The 18,259-nt window shown below is 49.5% G+C and carries 14 protein-coding genes and 1 pseudogene; 7 read left to right on the forward strand and 8 right to left on the reverse strand.

The window, feature by feature from the left end; all coding sequences use genetic code 11:
* Positions 1-10 precede the first annotated feature (10 nt).
* The gene (locus JUB14_RS04195) at positions 11-652 is read left to right on the forward strand and encodes an FISUMP domain-containing protein (protein WP_207504505.1); all 642 of its coding nucleotides are present in this window, start codon (positions 11-13) and stop codon (positions 650-652) included.
* Between the two features lie 53 nt (positions 653-705).
* On the opposite strand, the gene JUB14_RS04200 is transcribed toward JUB14_RS04195, so the two are convergent.
* From JUB14_RS04200 to nhaC, 3 genes are all read right to left on the reverse strand, one after another.
* Positions 706-1,506: a penicillin-binding transpeptidase domain-containing protein gene (locus JUB14_RS04200; RefSeq protein ID WP_207504506.1), complete on the reverse strand. Its 801-nt coding sequence runs from the start codon at positions 1,504-1,506 to the stop codon at positions 706-708.
* Positions 1,507-1,537: 31 nt separating this feature from the next.
* Positions 1,538-2,320: a phosphatidylinositol-specific phospholipase C/glycerophosphodiester phosphodiesterase family protein gene (locus JUB14_RS04205; protein ID WP_207504507.1), complete on the reverse strand. Its 783-nt coding sequence runs from the start codon at positions 2,318-2,320 to the stop codon at positions 1,538-1,540.
* Positions 2,321-2,472: 152 nt separating this feature from the next.
* The gene (gene nhaC, locus JUB14_RS04210; RefSeq protein WP_207504508.1) at positions 2,473-3,945 is read right to left on the reverse strand and encodes a Na+/H+ antiporter NhaC; all 1,473 of its coding nucleotides are present in this window, start codon (positions 3,943-3,945) and stop codon (positions 2,473-2,475) included.
* Between the two features lie 323 nt (positions 3,946-4,268).
* Here nhaC and JUB14_RS04215 point away from each other — a divergent pair, with 323 nt between their 5' ends.
* Positions 4,269-5,939, forward strand: coding sequence for an amino acid permease (locus JUB14_RS04215; RefSeq protein WP_207504509.1), 1,671 nt, complete (start codon positions 4,269-4,271; stop codon positions 5,937-5,939).
* Positions 5,940-6,001: 62 nt separating this feature from the next.
* Here JUB14_RS04215 and JUB14_RS04220 read toward each other — a convergent pair whose 3' ends face one another.
* The 4 genes from JUB14_RS04220 to JUB14_RS04235 form a co-directional block, all read right to left on the reverse strand.
* Positions 6,002-6,433 carry a hypothetical protein gene (locus JUB14_RS04220; RefSeq protein WP_207504510.1) on the reverse strand — a complete coding sequence of 144 codons (432 nt, stop codon included), beginning with the start codon at positions 6,431-6,433 and terminating at the stop codon, positions 6,002-6,004.
* A gap of 234 nt (positions 6,434-6,667) precedes the next feature.
* Positions 6,668-7,117, reverse strand: a complete 450-nt coding sequence (locus JUB14_RS04225; protein ID WP_207504511.1) for a hypothetical protein — start codon at positions 7,115-7,117, stop codon at positions 6,668-6,670.
* Between the two features lie 75 nt (positions 7,118-7,192).
* Positions 7,193-8,527, reverse strand: a complete 1,335-nt coding sequence (locus JUB14_RS04230) for a sensor histidine kinase (RefSeq protein WP_207504512.1) — start codon at positions 8,525-8,527, stop codon at positions 7,193-7,195.
* 24 nt (positions 8,528-8,551) lie between these two features.
* Positions 8,552-9,916 carry a sigma-54-dependent transcriptional regulator gene (locus JUB14_RS04235; protein ID WP_229367516.1) on the reverse strand — a complete coding sequence of 455 codons (1,365 nt, stop codon included), beginning with the start codon at positions 9,914-9,916 and terminating at the stop codon, positions 8,552-8,554.
* A 374-nt stretch (positions 9,917-10,290) separates the two neighbouring features.
* On the opposite strand from JUB14_RS04235, the gene JUB14_RS04240 reads away from it, so the two are divergent.
* Complete coding sequence (locus JUB14_RS04240; protein ID WP_207505931.1) at positions 10,291-11,538, forward strand: efflux RND transporter periplasmic adaptor subunit; 1,248 nt, start codon at positions 10,291-10,293, stop codon at positions 11,536-11,538.
* A gap of 35 nt (positions 11,539-11,573) precedes the next feature.
* Here JUB14_RS04240 and JUB14_RS04245 read toward each other — a convergent pair.
* Positions 11,574-11,891: pseudogene (locus JUB14_RS04245) on the reverse strand (four helix bundle protein); the annotation flags it as partial.
* A gap of 121 nt (positions 11,892-12,012) precedes the next feature.
* Between JUB14_RS04245 and JUB14_RS04250 the strand changes: the two are divergent.
* The 4 genes from JUB14_RS04250 to JUB14_RS04265 all read left to right on the forward strand — a co-directional run bounded on the left by JUB14_RS04250 (position 12,013) and on the right by JUB14_RS04265 (position 18,213).
* Positions 12,013-12,690, forward strand: coding sequence for an ABC transporter ATP-binding protein (locus tag JUB14_RS04250; protein WP_207504513.1), 678 nt, complete (start codon positions 12,013-12,015; stop codon positions 12,688-12,690).
* A gap of 202 nt (positions 12,691-12,892) precedes the next feature.
* Positions 12,893-15,298: an ABC transporter permease gene (locus JUB14_RS04255; RefSeq protein ID WP_207504514.1), complete on the forward strand. Its 2,406-nt coding sequence runs from the start codon at positions 12,893-12,895 to the stop codon at positions 15,296-15,298.
* 45 nt (positions 15,299-15,343) lie between these two features.
* Complete coding sequence (locus JUB14_RS04260) at positions 15,344-15,727, forward strand: hypothetical protein (protein WP_207504515.1); 384 nt, start codon at positions 15,344-15,346, stop codon at positions 15,725-15,727.
* A 119-nt stretch (positions 15,728-15,846) separates the two neighbouring features.
* Complete coding sequence (locus tag JUB14_RS04265; RefSeq protein WP_207504516.1) at positions 15,847-18,213, forward strand: ABC transporter permease; 2,367 nt, start codon at positions 15,847-15,849, stop codon at positions 18,211-18,213.
* Positions 18,214-18,259 lie beyond the last annotated feature (46 nt).

Raw genomic sequence — 18,259 nt, forward strand, 5'->3', positions numbered from 1 at the left:
ATCATAAGCCATGAAAAATTACATAACACGAAGTACTATACTAGCGGTCTTCCTGCTGGCGATTCTGTTTACCTCCTGCCGAAACGAGGGAGATCCTCAGCCAAATCCACAACCCCAGCCCCAGCTGGGTTCGGTTCTTATTGACGGGAAATCTTACCCGACTGTTACGATTGGAGATCTGACCTGGACAGCTGCTAACCATACCGGTACGGGTGGTGTCGCCTATAATAGCAGCAACGGAAAGCCGGAGTATGGCCGCTACTACACATTTGAAGAAGCCAAAGCGGTACCTCTGCCCGCCGGCTGGCGAATGCCCACAATAGAAGATTACAAGAAACTGGCTCAATCGCAGGGGGTAACATTTACCGGCGACCGGGCTATAAACCAGGACGCTCTCAAGAAACTGGTTTCGGTTACCAACTGGAGGAAAATAGCCGGTACCAATGCCTCCGGCTTCAACGCTTACCCCGGCGGGTACTGTTTTCGGGAGGCAGCACCACAGGATGGCGACATCAGCGAGTACTGGACTGTCGGCGGTCAAACCATGAGTATTATGGAAAGTGCCAACGGTCTTAACCACAATATGTCATTTTACGATAACAGCGACAGTCCCGAGTACCGCTTTAACCTCCGTTTTGTAAAAAACAAGTAGCCCTCTGCTGTTGTGCCTGACATAGGAAGTAGTTTACAGATGCAGGTACCTGCTTAGTCAAGTACCTGCATCTGCCGTAGTATAGCTTTGGTGATGTCAAGGCGGCAAGCGCCAAACCTCCGGTTAGGGGTGCTGCGGGGCTTGATCAGGCGGGTAGCAAAAAAGTATACATTATCCTGCCGCTCCACATAGCCTACCCACCAGCCTGTATCCTTACCGCCGTAGCGGGTCCAGCCGGTTTTGGCCCGGAGGGTATAGTCATTCGTACGCTCCGTCACCATGATCCGTTTGACTATCTCGTAGGTACGTTTGGAGAAGGGCAGCTTCTCTTCGTAAAAGTCACGCAGGAACGTAACCTGATTGGCGGGAGAAATGGCAAAATTGCCAAAATTCCAGAAGTCTGCTCCTTCGCTTCCCGCCAGGTCCTGGTTGCCATAGCCACACCGTTTGAGGTAATCCAGGTAGCGTTCTTTACCTATTTTTTTAGCCAGTTCCACGTACACCCAACCAGCCGATTTTTCAAAAGCTTCCTTAATGGACATATCATGGTAAATGTCGGGACGGTAGCCGTACAGCACAGTATCAGTTTTGCCTACCCAGGGTACTACCTCATTTTCATCCCTGACTACCCCCGTCTCCAGTACGATCAACGAATTGATGATCTTGAATGTTGAGGCAGGTAGCGTAGGTATCTGGCTGTCGGCCTCATTGCTGTAAATCCACTTCTTGTTTTTATAGTCGTAGATAGTGGTGCTCCCCTCAATACCGCACTCACGGAAAGGCTTCTGCAGGTCTACCTGACCGAAGGCTGTCGTTGTAAGCAGCAGACAGAAAAGTACTATTTTGACAAGCATGGCTACGTGGTAATAGAGGTGCAGTACTCTGTTACTTCTTCAGAAACTTCGCCAACTCCACAACCTTATCTGTATTAATGTAGTCGACTCCTAAGTTCATCAGCGTACTCCAGGCTGCGGGCGTATCGGGCGTAGCCCAGAAGCGCAACTTCTTTCCCTGCCGGTGTGCCTGTTCTATAACCTGCTGAAGTTTAATCCGATCCGCTTCCGGTAAGTTGTTCGAACCCGTCCAGCGCGAGTACGTCTGGAGGGACTGGCTGATGAGGCCAATACGTTCAAGCTGCTCAGGAGAGTAGGATATCGTGGGGCGGCCGTCGAAATAGATATAGTCGGGGTACTGGTTAAACTGGGATGGGTTAGGCATGTTCCCGCTGATGACGATCTTGACCGAGCCTTTTGGGGCCAGCAGGTCCGCGTGCGGGGCCAGCTCTTTGATCAGAGCAGCCATGGTTGGCGCAGCGGGAGTCTTGAAGTCGATCAGGAGCTGGAGCTGCTTATTTTTATCCTTGTATATACTGCCACCGTTTTTCTTGATCTGGGCCAGTATCGGGTTGAGGTACAGTGAGCCGAAGGTACGACTCGGAGAGACGTCTTTGAGATCGTGGGCGGTATAAAGTGTGTCGTTTCTAAATATCAGATCGGCCTCTATTGAGCCGTACTGCTGGTTGTATGCCTTCCAGAATGGCTCGTTCTGCTCGTAATCATTGTGGGAGTGAGCTTGGGCGGTGGTGTAGGCCGCAGATTGTTGAGCCAGGGTGGGATTGACGAAAAGCAGAGCTACAAGAGGCAGCAGATTTAAGAGTATAGATTTCATATTGTATGTGGATTAAGTCAAGTTTTAAGAATTATATGTATTAGTTAGGTTCTATTCGTGGCCTGTGGGGGCACGGGCTATGTGACCCAAACGCTCCTCATTAAAAATGTAACAAACAGTTTAACCATTTTAATTAAAAACCAGCCGGAGTACTACCGGTTAGTAACAGGATCCGAATCAAAGGCTGGCTCTATTTCTGTTTTCGGGATTCTCCTGATTTTGATTCCAAATCCGGCAAAGATCAGCGTCATAAAAGGACTGATGATATTAAAAAACGCGTAGGGGAGGTAGTCTAGTGTGGCTACGCCCAGTACTCCGCTCTGATAGGCCCCACAGGTATTCCAGGGAACGAGTGCAGAGGTGACCGTACCTGAGTCCTCCAGCGTGCGGCTCAGATTCTCGGGAGCCAGTCCCTGCTTTTTGTACGCCCTTGCAAACATTTTACCGGGTACCACTATGGCCAGGTACTGATCAGAGGCGGTAAGGTTAAAGAGTATACAGGTAGATACGGTACTGGTAAAAAGTCCAGTGGTAGAATGAGCTACCCGAAGAATGCTCTGAGTGATCTTATTCAAAGCACCGCTGGCCTCCATCGCTCCACCAAAAGCCATGGCACATAGGATCAGCCAGATGGTATTGAGCATGCCGGCCATTCCTCCCGACGAAAAAAGATCATTAAGGGAAGCGTCCTCGGTCTGAATAGCGACGTTTGACGTAAGAGCGGTCATCACTGCTCTGAAAGCAGCTCTGGCGTCCAGCCTATCCGTACCGGCAATGGACAGCAGAAGCTGGTGTTGAAATATAAGGGCAAATACGCCACCCAGTAGCGCCCCAATCAAAAGCGCCGTGATAGGAGGAGTACGGCGGAGGATAAGCCCGATCACAATAACCGGTACCAGAAACAGCCAGGGAGTAATAAAGAACTTGGAATCAATCACCGAAAGAATTCGGGTGGTGCTCTGGGCGCTGGCTGTATCTAGGTTTAGGGTGATAATCACAAAAAAGATAAGAGTAACCACAATGGAAGGAACGGTCGTCAGAGCCATGTACCGGATGTGGGTGTACAGGTCGGTACCAGCCATGGCAGGGGCCAGATTGGTCGTATCGGACAGGGGCGACATTTTATCACCAAAGTAGGCTCCTGATATTACCGCTCCGGCTACGATTCCTTCGGATATGCCCAGGGCACTGCCTATACCCATAAGAGCTATGCCTATGGTAGCGCTGGTTGTCCAGGAACTACCGGTAGCTATCGAGACTATGGAGCATATCACCACACAGGCCGGCAGAAAAACCGAAGGATGCAGGATCTGAATGCCGTAATACACCATCGCCGGAACCACCCCACTCACCAGCCAGGTCCCCGCCAGGGAGCCCACCAGCAGCAGAATGATAATGGCTTCGGTCGTACTTTCGATATTGCTGGCAATCTGAGCGATCACATCTTTATAAGAGATTCCTTTGGTATAGCCTACCAGGGTAGCTACCGCTGCGGCCAGTAGTAAAGCAAACTGATTAGGGCCACCCAGTGAATCTTCAAAAGTAAAAACATTCAAAGCGAGCAGTGCAATCAGAAATATAATAGGAATAAGAGCTTCTGGCAGAGAGATTTCTTTACTATTCATGAAAATTTAAAATTCAATGTGTTCGGCTAAGTTGACTAGTCCTGTACACAGGATAACGTTAGCACCTGTTTTTTCTGGTAATCCTTCCGGATTCTCCTTTTGTATTCAAGTATAATCAAAAAATCCGCTAACACCACGGTTGACCCCGAGCCTTACAGTTCAGGCCGGTGCCTGGTGTATAAATAAAGAGCAGGTGGATAAAAGAAAATGAAGGAGCTTTACATTATCTGTTGAGCCCGAAGTAAGAATAGTGTCTGGATCGGGTACAACTATTTCAGAAACCTGAAACTATCCCTATATTTCGAAATTAATTAAATCACTTCATGGCAAATAATTCCTCTCTCTTTCGTAAAAAGTCAGTAGCTAAAATTCTTAGAGATACCCAGAATGCCGATGCAGGGGCCGGTCTGGAAAAAGTGCTTGGGGTACGTGATCTGGTATCTCTGGGTATTGCGGCCATAGTAGGGGCGGGGATATTCAGTACGATTGGTCTGGCCAGTTTCAACGGAGGTCCGGCCGTATCTCTCTTGTTCGTGTTTACTGCTATTGCCTGCGTATTTACGGCGCTTTCCTACGCGCAGTTTGCCAGTACTGTACCCGTATCGGGTAGTGCCTATACCTATGCCTACGTAACCTTTGGTGAGCTGTTTGCCTGGATTATCGGCTGGGCGCTTATTCTGGAATATGCCGTTTCCAACATGGTAGTAGCCATTTCGTGGTCCGAGTACTTCGTCAGTATGCTGGCCGGATTCGGGCTGCACCTACCGGCCTACCTGACTATTGATCCCGGATCAGCCGCGGAGGCCTTCGCTAAGCTGCAGGCCGTAGGAACAGATGCGCTGACCTTTGCTGAGCGCGAGGCCGCCCGGGCCTACGCGACCGCCCCACAATTCGGAGGTATGCGTATCATTCTGGACCTGCCAGCCGGGCTTATTACGGTACTCGTGACGTCGCTGGTGTACATTGGTATCAAGGAGTCGCGGACGGCCAGTAACATCATGGTGATATTGAAGATAGGGGTCGTACTGCTGGTTATCTTTGCCGGGGCCTTCTACGTGAAGCCGGAAAACTGGCTGCCCTTTGCACCCAATGGAATGAAGGGCGTACTCAGTGGAGTAGCCGCCGTATTCTTCGCCTTTATTGGTTTTGACTCTATCTCTACCACGGCCGAAGAGTGTAAAAATCCGCAGCGTGACCTGCCCAAGGCTATGATCTACTGCCTGCTGATCTGTACAGTCCTGTACGTACTGATTACGCTGGTACTGACGGGAATGGTCAACTACAAAGAACTCAATGTCGACGATCCTTTGGCGTTTGTATTTCAGCGCATCGGTCTGGACTTTATGGCCGGTATTATCTCCGTCAGTGCAGTCATAGCTATTACCAGTGCCCTACTGGTGTACCAGTTGGGGCAGCCCCGGATCTGGATGACCATGAGCCGCGACGGCCTGCTGTGGAAGCGTTTTTCGAAGATTCACCCCAAGTACAAGACGCCCTCTTTCGCGACCATCGTAACGGGTTTCGTAGTGGCGATACCTGCTCTTTTCTTCAAAATGGACTTCTTCGTAGACCTTACCAGCGTAGGTACCTTTTTTGCCTTTATACTGGTATGTGCCGGGGTACTCTACATGGATCATTCGGGTATTTCACGGCAATCGCAGTTTAAGGTACCTTATGTCAATGGGCAGTTTATCGTGGGAGTACTCTTTGTGATTGCTTTTGGATTTACACTTTCGGCCGGTACGCTAGGTCAGTCCGTTGCTGACAAGCCCTTGCTGGGTGTCTTCTGGATTACCTGGCTGGTACTTTCAGTCCTGGCTTTCCGGCATAAATTTTCACTCCTGCCGGTCCTGGGTATCCTTACGAACCTCTACCTGATGACGGAGCTGGGTACTTCCAACTGGCTGATCTTTGTGATCTGGCTGGTGATTGGTCTGGTGATCTATTTCAGCTACGGCTATAAGAAGAGCAAGCTCGCCGAGGGAAATGAATAACCCTAAAGTACCCGTGCCGCGGTTTGGAACCGTGGCACGGGTGTTTGCAAAGTACTTGCTGACTACTTCCGACTTTTCTGGAGCTTAACCTTCACGCTGTACTCTTCTTTGGGAGTGAACCCCTTGGAAAAGTTGGGATAAGGTGCCACCTCCAGTAGCTTGAGTTGGTAGCGGATACCATCTATATTGACGTAGGCGGTATCAGGCATAGTAGTTGCGCAAGCGCCGGAGCATAATTCTATCACCTGGGCTTGGTTAGAAGAAGAACCAATGGGCTTGATTTCTAAATTAACGACAGAGTTACCAGCTTGTATACAAACACCATCTGATGGGCATCTGCTGTCTACTACTTCCCGAAAGGTCAGGGTGGTGGAGGGAGGAAGTAGAGCTGTTTCTTTGTATTTAATTTTCAAGTCTTCATTATTATAAATAGAGACTTCCTGACAGGCGGCTACACCTAGCACAAGCATCCAAACAAGTACTTTACTCTTCATAGAAGCGCATTACATTGCTAGTTACGGCCTTAATATAAGTCATTCAGGGATAATTCTGACATAAGACCAAATCGGCTTTTTACCCGTGCCACGGTTCCAAACCGTGGCACGGGTAACTGGGGTAGCAACAAGTACATTACTGTATAACAGAAAAGCCGCTTCAAAGCGGCTTTCTTGATAGTGTGGCTCTATGATGGTGTGGAAATACAGGTGTGACTAGATATGGTATCGTTACTACATCTTTTCGATGCCTAGCGTAATCGTGTAGTCTTCTTTCTTTACTTCCTTATCAGCCTTGGGTGACGGATTCACCGCTTTCAGTATAAAGCGGTACGACTGTCCTGCCAGGGTATAGTTGAGCGTATCGGCGGTGCGGTAAGGCTTGTTGGGGTAGAGCGTACGGCAATCACCCAGACACATCTGGACCAACTCGGGCTCCGTAGAAGACGAAATACTTGAGGTCAGGGTCAGGTCAACCGTAGCATTTCCTGCCCATACACACTGTACACCCTCCGGACAGCGGCTGTCCTGTACCTCCGAAAACGTCAGCGTAGCTTTGGGAGAATCATTCAGGTTGACGGTCTCCTTATACCGGATTACCTGGTCTCCCTGTTTATCTATTGTTCCATCCTGACAGGCTATGGTACTTATTCCCATCAGTAGTAGTAAGGCTAATTTCTGCATAGTACTCTGTTTTTTATCTTATGATCACTGTACTTCCTTAATGGTTGGAATGTGGCAGAGAAAAATCTCAGTTACCTAGATTATCATAGAAAAAACCGTTCCTTCGTCTACTTTCGAATGAGCAGTGAGCTGTCCACCGTGCTGCTGCAGGATCTGACGGGACAGACTCAGACCAATACCCGATCCGGTCTTTTTGGTGGTGTAGAAGGGGATGAATATCTTCTCGAGTGCTTCCGGTTCAATACCATCGCCGTTGTCCCTGACTTCGATAATAACCGATTGGTTGTCGTTTAAGTAAGCTGTCAGCTCTATAAGGGGATTGGGCTGCTTGCTAAAGGCTTCGAGCGCGTTCTTGACCAGGTTGATAAGTACCTGCTGTAGCTGATCATAGTCGGCCTTTATTGTCAGGTTCTCGGGATTGACATCTACCTGCCACTGTATTCCGGCGGAAGTAAGGTTAGCCTGCAGCAGTTGGGTAACGTCACGCAGTAGCTCACGCACCTCCACCTGAGCCAGATTCGGCTTAGGCAGCGTCGTAAAATCACGGTAGGCATTCACAAACTGCATCATGCCCTGGCTGCGTTTTTCCAGAGTCTGCAGGGCTTCCTTGAGGTCACCTACGGCTTCCTGGTCGGTAGTACTTTTCTCAATATCTTCATTGACAATCAGACGCATGGTACCTACCAGTGACAGGATAGGTGTGAGAGAGTTCATGATCTCGTGGCGCAGTACCCGGGTCAGGTTCTGCCAGGCTTCGACTTCCTTCTGGTTGAGCTCCGTCCGGATGTTCTGCAGGGCTACGATGCGTACCCAGTTGCCCTGTAACTGTATGGCCGTACCCTGTACGGCCAGGGGTTGGTCGTTAGGGGTATTATATAGTTCGCGCACCCCCGTTTCCAGATCAGAAAGGAGCTCATATAAGCGGGGGTGGGTGTCCTGGAGTTCGCTCAATTGTCGCAGCCGGTAGATCCCCAGCATACGCAGCGCCGCATTGTTGATCAGGTTGACCTGTCCGTTTGCGTCAAAAGAGATCAATCCCGTACCGATGTGCTGTACGATAGCGTTGAGGTACTGCAGGTTGGCTTCTTTCTCGGCCCGCGCCTGCCTGAAGGCCCCCAGTACTTCATTAAACTGTTGATTCAGCTCCCGAAAGGTGGGACCCATCTCGTTGTCAGAGCGAAACTTGATAGCAAAATCGGAGTAGCGCACCGACTCCAGAAAGTGTACGAACTTACGGTTGAAAGAAGTAACGTACAGATAGATACTGCGCCCCACCTGCAGGGTAATGAGCCCCAGAATCCAGATGAGTAGCCAGGAGCGGGGCTCCTGTACAAGCAGGTAGCCCAGTCCCATACCACAGAGGATCAGGAGACCTACCCGCCAAAAAATGCCAATAGAAAAATGACGCATAAAAGGGTGCGCAGAGTTAGAGGCTTAGAGTCCGTATTTTTCCATCCTACGGTACAGGGCAGCCCGGCTCAGGCCCAGCTCGCGGGCCGTGTCAGTAATATTGCCGTTATAGCGTTTGAGGGCTTTGACAATCATATTCTTTTCCATTTCTTCCAGATCAAACCCGGTAGCAGCGGCCGGTTCCGGACCTGTATTCTTGAGGAACAAGTCCTCCGGCTGGAGGGCATTGGACTGCGACAGGATCACCGCGCGCTCGATGGCATGCTGCAGCTCACGGATGTTGCCGGGCCAGTTGTACTGCTCCATCTTTTTGACCAGTGCGGCACTCAGTGACGATACCGGACGGCTGTACTTCTTGCGGAACTGCTTGAGGTAGTGCTCGGCCAGCGGAGCAATATCCTGCGGGCGCTCACGGAGGGGAGGTAGTTCCAGTTCGATGGTGTTGATGCGGTAGAGTAAGTCCTGCCGGAACTGGCGTTCGGCTACCATCTTGTCCACGTTCTGGTTGGTAGCGCAGATAAGTCGTACGTCTACCGGTATAGGTTTGTTGGAGCCCACACGCGTGATACGCCGCTCCTGAATCACCGTCAGCATCTTGGCCTGCAGGGGTAGGGGCAGGTTACCAATCTCATCCAGGAATATGGTACCTCCCTGCGCCTCTTCGAAGCGTCCGGGACGGTCGTCCTTGGCGTCGGTAAAGGCTCCCTTTACGTGACCAAACAGCTCACTCTCGAACAGCGACTCACTCAGAGCACCCAGGTCTACGGTCACGAATGGCTTATCGGCGCGCTTAGAGAGCTGGTGAATGTGACGGGCCAGCTGGCTTTTGCCGGTACCATTTTCGCCCAGTACCAGTATGTTCGCATCGGTAGGGGCTACGCGCTCAACGGTATCCAGTACCTGCTGCATGGCCGCGCTACTACCTATGATGGAGGTATCCGATGCTTTCTTTTCTGTTTTCTTTTCTTCCCCGTTACCCGATGTATCCTTACGGCTCTGCAGGGCATTTTCGATGGTAGATAGTAGCTTATCGTTTTCCCAGGGCTTGAGTACAAAGTCAGCCGCGCCGGCTTTCATTGCCCGGACCGCCATCTCTACATCTCCATAGGCCGTAATCATAATGACGGTCGTTTCGGGCGCAATGTCCAGAATCCTGTCCAGCCATTGAAAGCCTTCGCGCCCGCTGCTGACATCACGTGTAAAGTTCATGTCCAGCAGGACGAGGTCGTAGGCTCCGTTGGTAATCAGGAAGGGGAGTCGCTCGGGATTCTTTTCAATATCGGCCTGTTTGACGTGACGTTTGAGTAATAACTTGGCCGCACTGAGTACGTCCACATCATCGTCCATGATAAGGATTTTGGATTGGGAGAGCTGCATGAATGATAGCATGAGTATGGGTTCGGATCAATACGAGCCGCTTTTGGTGCAAGCAGGGAAGTGCAAAAACTATTCCTTATACTTGTTCCGGGACTTAAGCGACTAGCATTAAACAAATTACACAAATGTAGTAAAAAAGGCTTTGTTCGGCATCGAACAAAAGTGTCCGATAATGAACAATTGCAATGGGGGTAGAAAATATGATATAGCTGAAATACAGTAGTTTAGGCAGTTTCCGTTGTTCTGGCACGGGGATTGGGTATGGAGACGTAACAGATTGACAAACTTATTTAGCCATACATAAAGACATTCATAATACAATGGAAATTAAAACACCCCCTTTTGGTACTCCCAAAAACGGCTTCGTCGAGACTAATTCGAATTCTATGGATCGTATAAAGCCCAAGAAGTTTTGGAACAGCCGTCGCATTGGTGGTACAGTGATTGGTGTGCTGCTCGCAAGCTTTATTGTTTACCAGTTCTTCTTTGCCGATAAGCGTAGTAAGCTGAACGTAGAGGTAGACAAGCTGACGGTATCTACGGTTAAGCAGGGCGAATTTGATGAATTCATCGCCGTGACCGGTGTGGTACAACCCCTGAAGACCATCCAGCTTGATGCGATCGTAGGAGGGTACGTGACCCAGAAGCTCGTGGAAGGCGGTAACATGGTGAAGCAGGGCGATGTACTGCTCCGCCTCGAAAACCAGAGCCTGAAGCTAAACTTCTTACAGTCTGAAACCGAAGCCAGCCGCCTCGTAAACGACCTGCAAAATACCCGTCAGCGCCTGAGAGTAGAACGCTTTAACCTGCAGAAGACACTCAGTGAATTAGACTTCCAGATCGACCAGGCTCGTGATGCCCACCGTCGTAACGAACAACTGTTCCGGGATAAAGTAATTCCTGAGGCTGACTATCTGAAAACCAAGCGTGAGTTTGAGCGCCTGACCAAGCAGCGCGAAATTGAGGTGGAATCGCAGAAGTATCAGGAAGAAAACGCTAAGATGCAGATCAGCCAGCTGGAAGGTACTTTGGCTAATACTCAAAAGAACGTAAGCCTGTGGCGCCAGACGCTGGATAACCTGGTAGTGAAAGCACCGGTATCTGGTCTGCTCTCTTCCATGAATGTAGAGGTAGGTTCAAACATTAACCAGGGCCAGAACATCGGTCAGATTGATGACCTGGATGGCTTCAAGATGCGTGTCGGTATCGACGAACACTATATCTCCCGCATCTTTGTAGGACTACGCGGTTCTATGGATTTTGACGGCAAGTCGTTCCCGCTCGAAATCGTAAAAATCTATCCGGAAGTACGCAGCGGACGCTTTGAAGTGGATATGAGCTTTGTAGAAGGCGCTCCCGTCCGGATCAAACGCGGTCAGTCTACGCCGATCCGACTGCAGTTAGGACAACCTTCCAAGGCTACACTGCTACCTGTGGGTGGATTCTTCTCTGACACCGGAGGTAACTGGGTATACGTAGTCAATGGAGATGGTAGCAAGGCCTCACGCCGCAAGATCACCCTGGGCCGTAAAAATCCTGAATACTTCGAAGTACTGGAAGGTCTGGAACCAGGCGAAAAAGTAATCACCTCGTCCTATGAGAATTTCGGAGATAATGAGGTCCTTGAATTTTAAGGAGCTGGTAGCTATTAGTAGTTAGCTGTTAGCATTTAGGAAGATGGTTTAACTTTCTGGATATAGGCGTTGATCATCTTCCTTATTTCAACCAGCTCCGAGTTTAGTGTAAAAAATGCTTCTTCTGAAAGATATTGTAGGTCTTTGGCTAAGATAAGCTGATACGCCAATTCAGAGGAAGAGCCCATAGCTATAACCAGAAAACGTACAAAGTCTGCTTCAGTATTTCTTCCGCAGCCTTCAGCAATATTGGTTGGAATGGATGCCGCAGAACGTCGTATTTGGGAAGTAAGACTATATAGTTTTTCCTTAGGGAAAGTAGCGGAAGCCTTATAAATAGCTGATGTTAAAGCATGACTACGTTGCTAGATCTGTAAATCTTCAAATTTTCGCATAATCTGTATTTATTCAATACGAATCATATAATCTATAAACTAATAGCTAACCCCTAACAGCTAACATCTAAGAAAAGCCATGCTCAGAACTACTAATTTGCAAAAAGTCTTCACCACCGAAGAGGTGGAAACCACCGCCCTGAACGGCATTGATATGGAAATCAAGGATGGTGAGTTTGTAGCCATCATGGGCCCTTCAGGATGTGGTAAATCAACCCTCCTGAATATCCTGGGTCTGCTGGACAACCCTTCTGAAGGTGTCTACGATTTTTACGGCACCGATGTGTCGAAGATGTCGGAACGGCAGCGGGCGCAGATTCGTAAGGGAAACATTGGCTTTGTGTTCCAGAGCTTTAACCTTATTGACGAACTCACCGTATATGAGAACGTCGAGCTACCCCTGCTGTACCTGAAGACGCCTCCCAACGAGCGCAAGGACCGCGTAGAAGCAGCCCTGACCCGCATGAACATGATGCACCGCCGCAACCACTTCCCGCAGCAGCTATCGGGTGGTCAGCAGCAGCGTACGGCCATAGCCCGGGCGGTAGTAGCCACTCCCAAAACCATCCTGGCGGATGAGCCTACGGGTAACCTTGACTCCAAGAATGGTGAAGAGGTAATGAACCTGCTCCGTCAGCTTAATGAAGGTGGTACCACCATCATCATGGTAACGCACTCCCCTTACGACGCTGGCTTTGCCCACCGCATCGTCAATCTCTTCGACGGTAAAATCGTCACCGAGAAGGTACACGTTTAGTAGAGCGGTTAGTTATTAGGTTTTAGCCATTAGCTTTTTCCAATTTGGGAATAGCCTGTATACATAGAAGTCAAAAGAGCTGTTTCTCCATCGATACCAAGATCAAAAAGGGCGGTGTTACCTACACTGCCCTTAAAGAGCTACAAGAGACACCATGGGCGTACCCCCAGCTAATATCTAATAGCTACTAGCTAAAATAGCCATGATCAAGAACTACTTCCGGATAGCGTTTCGTAACCTGTGGCGGAACAAGACCTTCTCGTTCATTACAGTCTTTGGACTGGCAGTAGGTCTTACCTGCTGCCTATTGCTGTTTATGTACGTATCTCACGAGTTGAGCTACGACAATTTTCAGCAGAAGGCGGATCGGATTGTGCGCGTTACGATGGAGTACAGTCTGGATGGTAACGTGGGAAAAGCGCCCGTTACCGGGACCAAGGTAGCTCCTGAGTTTGTCAGAGCTTTTCCGGAAGTAGAAGCAGGGGTCCGGCTGATGAACAGTTCGGCTATTGTACGTCATGGCGATCAGCGATTCAACGAAAAACGGGTTGTTTATGCTGATTCTTCTCTGTTCAGGGTATTCTCTTTTGGCTTACTAAAAGGCAATCCACAGACAGCCCTGGCGGGACCTAACCAGCTGGTATTATCCAAATCCACCGCCCGAAAGTACTTTGGTACCGAAGACCCGCTAGGTAAGGTAGTACGGGTAGATGCCCGACGCGGTGAATCCGACTATACCATAACGGGAGTAGTAGAAGATGCGCCGCTCAACTCACAGATCAAGTACGATATTCTGGCTTCGTTCTCGACGCTGGATGTTTCTAAAAGAGAAGAGTGGTGGTCAGCCAACTACGCTACCTACCTGCTGCTCCGTACGCCGGAGGCACTGGCTGGTCTGAAGGCTAAGGTACCCGGGTATATGAAATCAAAGTCGGCCGAGACAGAAATGGTCGGCAACAACTACCTGTCGTATAACCTTGAACCTCTGCGCCGGGTACACCTGCACTCGGAAGTAGAGGGCAACTTTGAGCCTAACGGCGACCTGCTTTATATCTACATTTTTGGCTCTATAGCGGTACTTATTCTGATCATAGCCTGTGTTAACTACGTCAATCTGGCAACTACCCGGGCGGTAGAGCGGGCGCAGGAAGTAGGAGTCCGAAAGGTGATGGGAGCACTTCCCACGCAGCTATTTGGGCAGTTTATCGGCGAGTCAATTATCATCACGTTTATAGCTTTGCTGCTGGGGCTTCTGCTCTCATCGCTGGCTTTACCTCTATTCAACCAGTTATCCGATCGGCAGTTCTCGTTCAACCAATGGCTGGAGCCTGCCAACCTCCTGGTTGTCGTTGGTATCGGTGTGGTAGTAAGTCTGATTGCAGGCATCTATCCGGCGCTGGTACTGACTCGCTACCAGCCGGTGCGGGTACTTAAGGGACATCTTAAGACCACCGGCGCAGGAAATTTCCGGCGTACGCTCATTGTATTTCAGTTTGCGATCACTGCCTTCCTGATCATCAGCACGTTTGTCGTTCAGAATCAGCTCAAATATATCCAGAATAAGAAACTGGGCTATGACAAGGAGCACGTAGTAATACTACCCGCTGACCGGCAGGTAGGGGAGAAGATTCAAGCCCTTAAAAGTGAATTCAAACAAAATTCCAGCGTACAGCAGGTATCAATGGCGTATGAATCGCCGGTGTTTGTGAAGGGGGGGTACGCGATGCGGCGTTCGGATATGCCCGAGGACCAGTATAAGATGGTAGCGGGACTACCGGTGGACGAAGACTTTGTAAAGACTATGGGGCTGCGCATCCTGGCCGGTAGCGACCTTACGCGGCAGGACATGCAGCTGGCCCCCGTCATGTTTGGCGATACAGCCAATTACTACCATTTTATTATCAACGAAGCGGCGGCCAAAGAACTGGGCTGGACTCCACAGCAAGCCGTAGGGCAGAAAATAGATATGGGGCAGAACCGCAAGGGCGAAGTAAAAGCTGTGGTGGAGAATTTTCATTTTGCCTCGATGCGTGACAAGATAGGTCCGCTGGTCATTTTTCCTGAGGGCTATGGCAATGTAGTACTGGTTAAACTATCAGGTAGTCAACTGACTAACACGCTGCAGTTCATGGAAAACAAGTGGAACACACTGATCCCCAGCCGTCCATTTGAATACGAGTTTCTGGACCAGGAGTTTAATAAACTCTATGCTACTGAAACCCGTACCGGGCGCATTTTCAGTGTATTTGCTTTCTTGTCGATTTTTCTGGCGTGCCTGGGCTTGTTTGGCCTGTCGGCCTATACGACGGCGTTACGTACCAAGGAGATTGGTATTCGTAAAGTACTTGGTGCCTCCATTGGCAGCATCGTGGCGTTGCTCTCGCAGGAGTTTCTGAAGCTGGTACTTATAGCTATTGTGATCGCCTCGCCGCTGGCCTGGTACGCGATGGATCGCTGGCTGCAGGATTTTACCTACCGTATTGATATTCCCTGGTGGACCTTCCTGGTAGCGGGTGTGCTGGCGGTAGGCGTAGCGTTGCTGACGGTAAGCATCCAAAGTATCAAAGCCGCACTTATGAATCCGGTGAAATCTCTAAAAACGGAGTGATCCTTACTACCTAACTACTAGCTCCTCATGCGTAACTCATGCTATTTGGCATCACTTTACAACCGGAAGCAATCCATAGCTCTCCCTTTCATACTAATGGGGCTTCTCCTGGGCATTGCTTCCTGCAATGCGCTAAAATCTGCGCTGACGGTGCAACCGGGTAAGCAGTTTGAGCTGGGAGGCAATCAGAATGGCGCTTTTACGGTGCAGGTAAATAACGTAGGTAATGTACCTGTGACCATTAGCGAACGGAAAGCCAACGGACAAAGTGAGGTGCTGGGTACCTTCAGGCCTGGTGACAGACAAACGGTACGGTTTGAGAGCGGATCGGCGGCCCTTGTCGACAATGCATCTTCCAGGCCAGCGCGTCTTGACCTTGTCGTTACAGGCGATAAGGATTTAAGTATGAAAGAAATTCCAAGAAAATAATTAGTACGCATAAAGGTAGGAAGGACATCAGGGAATTGAGCTGATTCTAATAAATTATAATATAAGAGCAAAAGAAACCTGCTCACGCGTACCCTGATAACAAAGAATGTAGAACAGCCATGATTCAAAACTACTTCAAAATAGCCTGGCGGAACCTGACGAAGCATAAGGTATTTAGCTTCATTAATATCACCGGACTGGCCGTTGGGTTGGCGACGACCATGCTGATCCTGCTCTGGGTAAAGGAAGAGGTGAGTGTAAACCGTTTCCATGCCAACTATGATCGCATCTATAGTGTCATGGAGAACCAGGCAAACGGTGCTGAGGTAGCTACTTTTTCCTCCGTACCCATGCCGGCGGCGGCTACTATAAAGCAGGATATTCCCGAAGTAGAGCAGGCTACCCGTATATCTTGGGGAGAATCCCGGCTCTTTACTGTACAGGACAAAGCATTTGTAGAACCCGGCTTGTACGTTGACCTTGATTTTCTAACCATTTTCAGCTTTCCGCTCTTACAAGGAAGTACCAACCTGGCTTTGAATGAGCCCAATACGATAGTACTATCTGAGAAACTGGCCACCAGGTACTTTGGCAACGAAGACCCGGTTGGTAAGATAATACGGGTAAGTCAGAAGCTGGACTATAAGGTAGTGGGAGTACTAAAAGATGTACCGGCCAACTCGACCCTGAAGTTTGACTGGCTGATGCCCATGACGGACTACATCCGCGACAATCAGATGAACGGAGATTCGTGGGAAAATAACAATATAAGAACAGCTGTCCTGTTAAAGCCTGGTGCGGAGCCGGGGAAGGTAAACGAGAAGATTAAAAACCTGATTGGTCAGCATAACAGCGATAGCAGGAACATTACGCTATTTCTGCACGCCGCATCGGACTGGTACCTGCGCAATGATTTCAAAAACGGTGAATTTACAGGAGGCGGTCGTATTACCTACGTTCGGCTATTCAGTATCGTAGCCATTTTTGTGCTGCTCATTGCCTGTATCAACTTTATGAATCTGTCTACGGCCCGGGCTACTCAGCGCGCCAAAGAGGTAGGGGTACGTAAGGTGGCGGGTGCTGACAAGCACGCGTTAGTCTGGCAGTTCCTGGGCGAATCCATGCTGCTTACCGTTTTTGCCGGCGCTCTGGCGGTGGTAGTGGTAGCTACCGTACTTCCCCTGTTCAATGACCTGCTTTCCAAACAAATCCAAGTTGACTGGCAGAATAGTACCTATATAGGTATCTATCTTGGTACCTTGCTGATTACTAGCTTGCTGGCAGGCCTGTATCCTGCCTTTGTACTATCGGGCTATCAGCCGGTAAGTGTTCTGAAAGGAGGCCGCACCCAACTCGGCGGCGGGACCGTCAGAATCCGGCAGTCGCTAGTGGTGATGCAGTTTACACTGTCAATTTTGCTGATTATAGGTACTATGGTGGTGTACCAGCAGGTCAGCTTTATCCGGAATAAAAACCTAGGCTATAATAAAGATAATGTACTTTGGTTTTCGACCGATGACCTCAACAATAAACGCTACGAGCTGGCTCATTCAGAGTTTGGGAAAGTACCGGGGGTGGAATCTGTAACGGTAGCCAACACAGTATTCAACGGACCCACCAACCGTGAAAACGGCCTCCGCTGGCCGGGTAAAGCGGATGACGATAAAACCCTGTTTGCCGTTATCAACGGCGACCGTGACATGCTACCGACCATGGGCCTGCAACTGAAAGACGGGCGTAATTTTTCAAGTACTTTCGGTACGGATTCAACCAGCATAATCATCAACGAAGAAGCGGCCCGGCGGATGAATTTAAAAGACCCGGTGGGTACGCCTGTTGAGTTCGGTGAAAACTGGAAGGGCACGATCATTGGGGTAGTGAAAGATTTCCATTTGTCTTCAATTCATTCTCCCATTGAGCCTACTGTCATTACCTATCAGCCTCAATATACCTGGGTCACCTTCGTGCGGCTGGATGGTCAAAACGTTCCGGTGGCTTTATCAAAACTGGAAGAGACGTATAAGTCCTTACTGCCGGGCTATCCATTTGAGTACCACTTTTTGGATCAGGAGTTTGATAAAATATACAAGAGTGAAATGCAGATCGGACAACTAGCTAACTGGTTTTCGGTCCTGGCCGTATTTATCTCCTGCCTGGGTCTTTTTGGGCTGGCTTCCTTTACGGTAGAACGCCGTACCAAAGAGATCGGGGTGCGCAAGGTACTGGGAGCATCTATACTCAGTGTATTTACGATGATTTCCCGCGAATTCGTCGTACTGGTGCTGATTGCCTTAGGGCTGGCCGCTTATCCCGCCTGGTACCTCATGAACGACTGGCTGAGTAAGTTTGCCTATCAGGTCGAAATAAGCTGGTGGGTATTTGCCGGAGCTGGGCTGCTCTCGGTAGGTGTCGCGCTATTAACCGTAAGTTTTCAGTCAGTAAAAGCAGCGTTAATGAATCCGGTGAAGTCTTTACGAACAGAATAGAAGAAGGAAAGGTAAGAAAGGCGGCCGCCGCTGCGGAGGAAAGTAT

The organism is Telluribacter humicola (assembly GCF_017355935.1).
Lineage (GTDB): Bacteria > Bacteroidota > Bacteroidia > Cytophagales > Spirosomataceae > Telluribacter > Telluribacter humicola.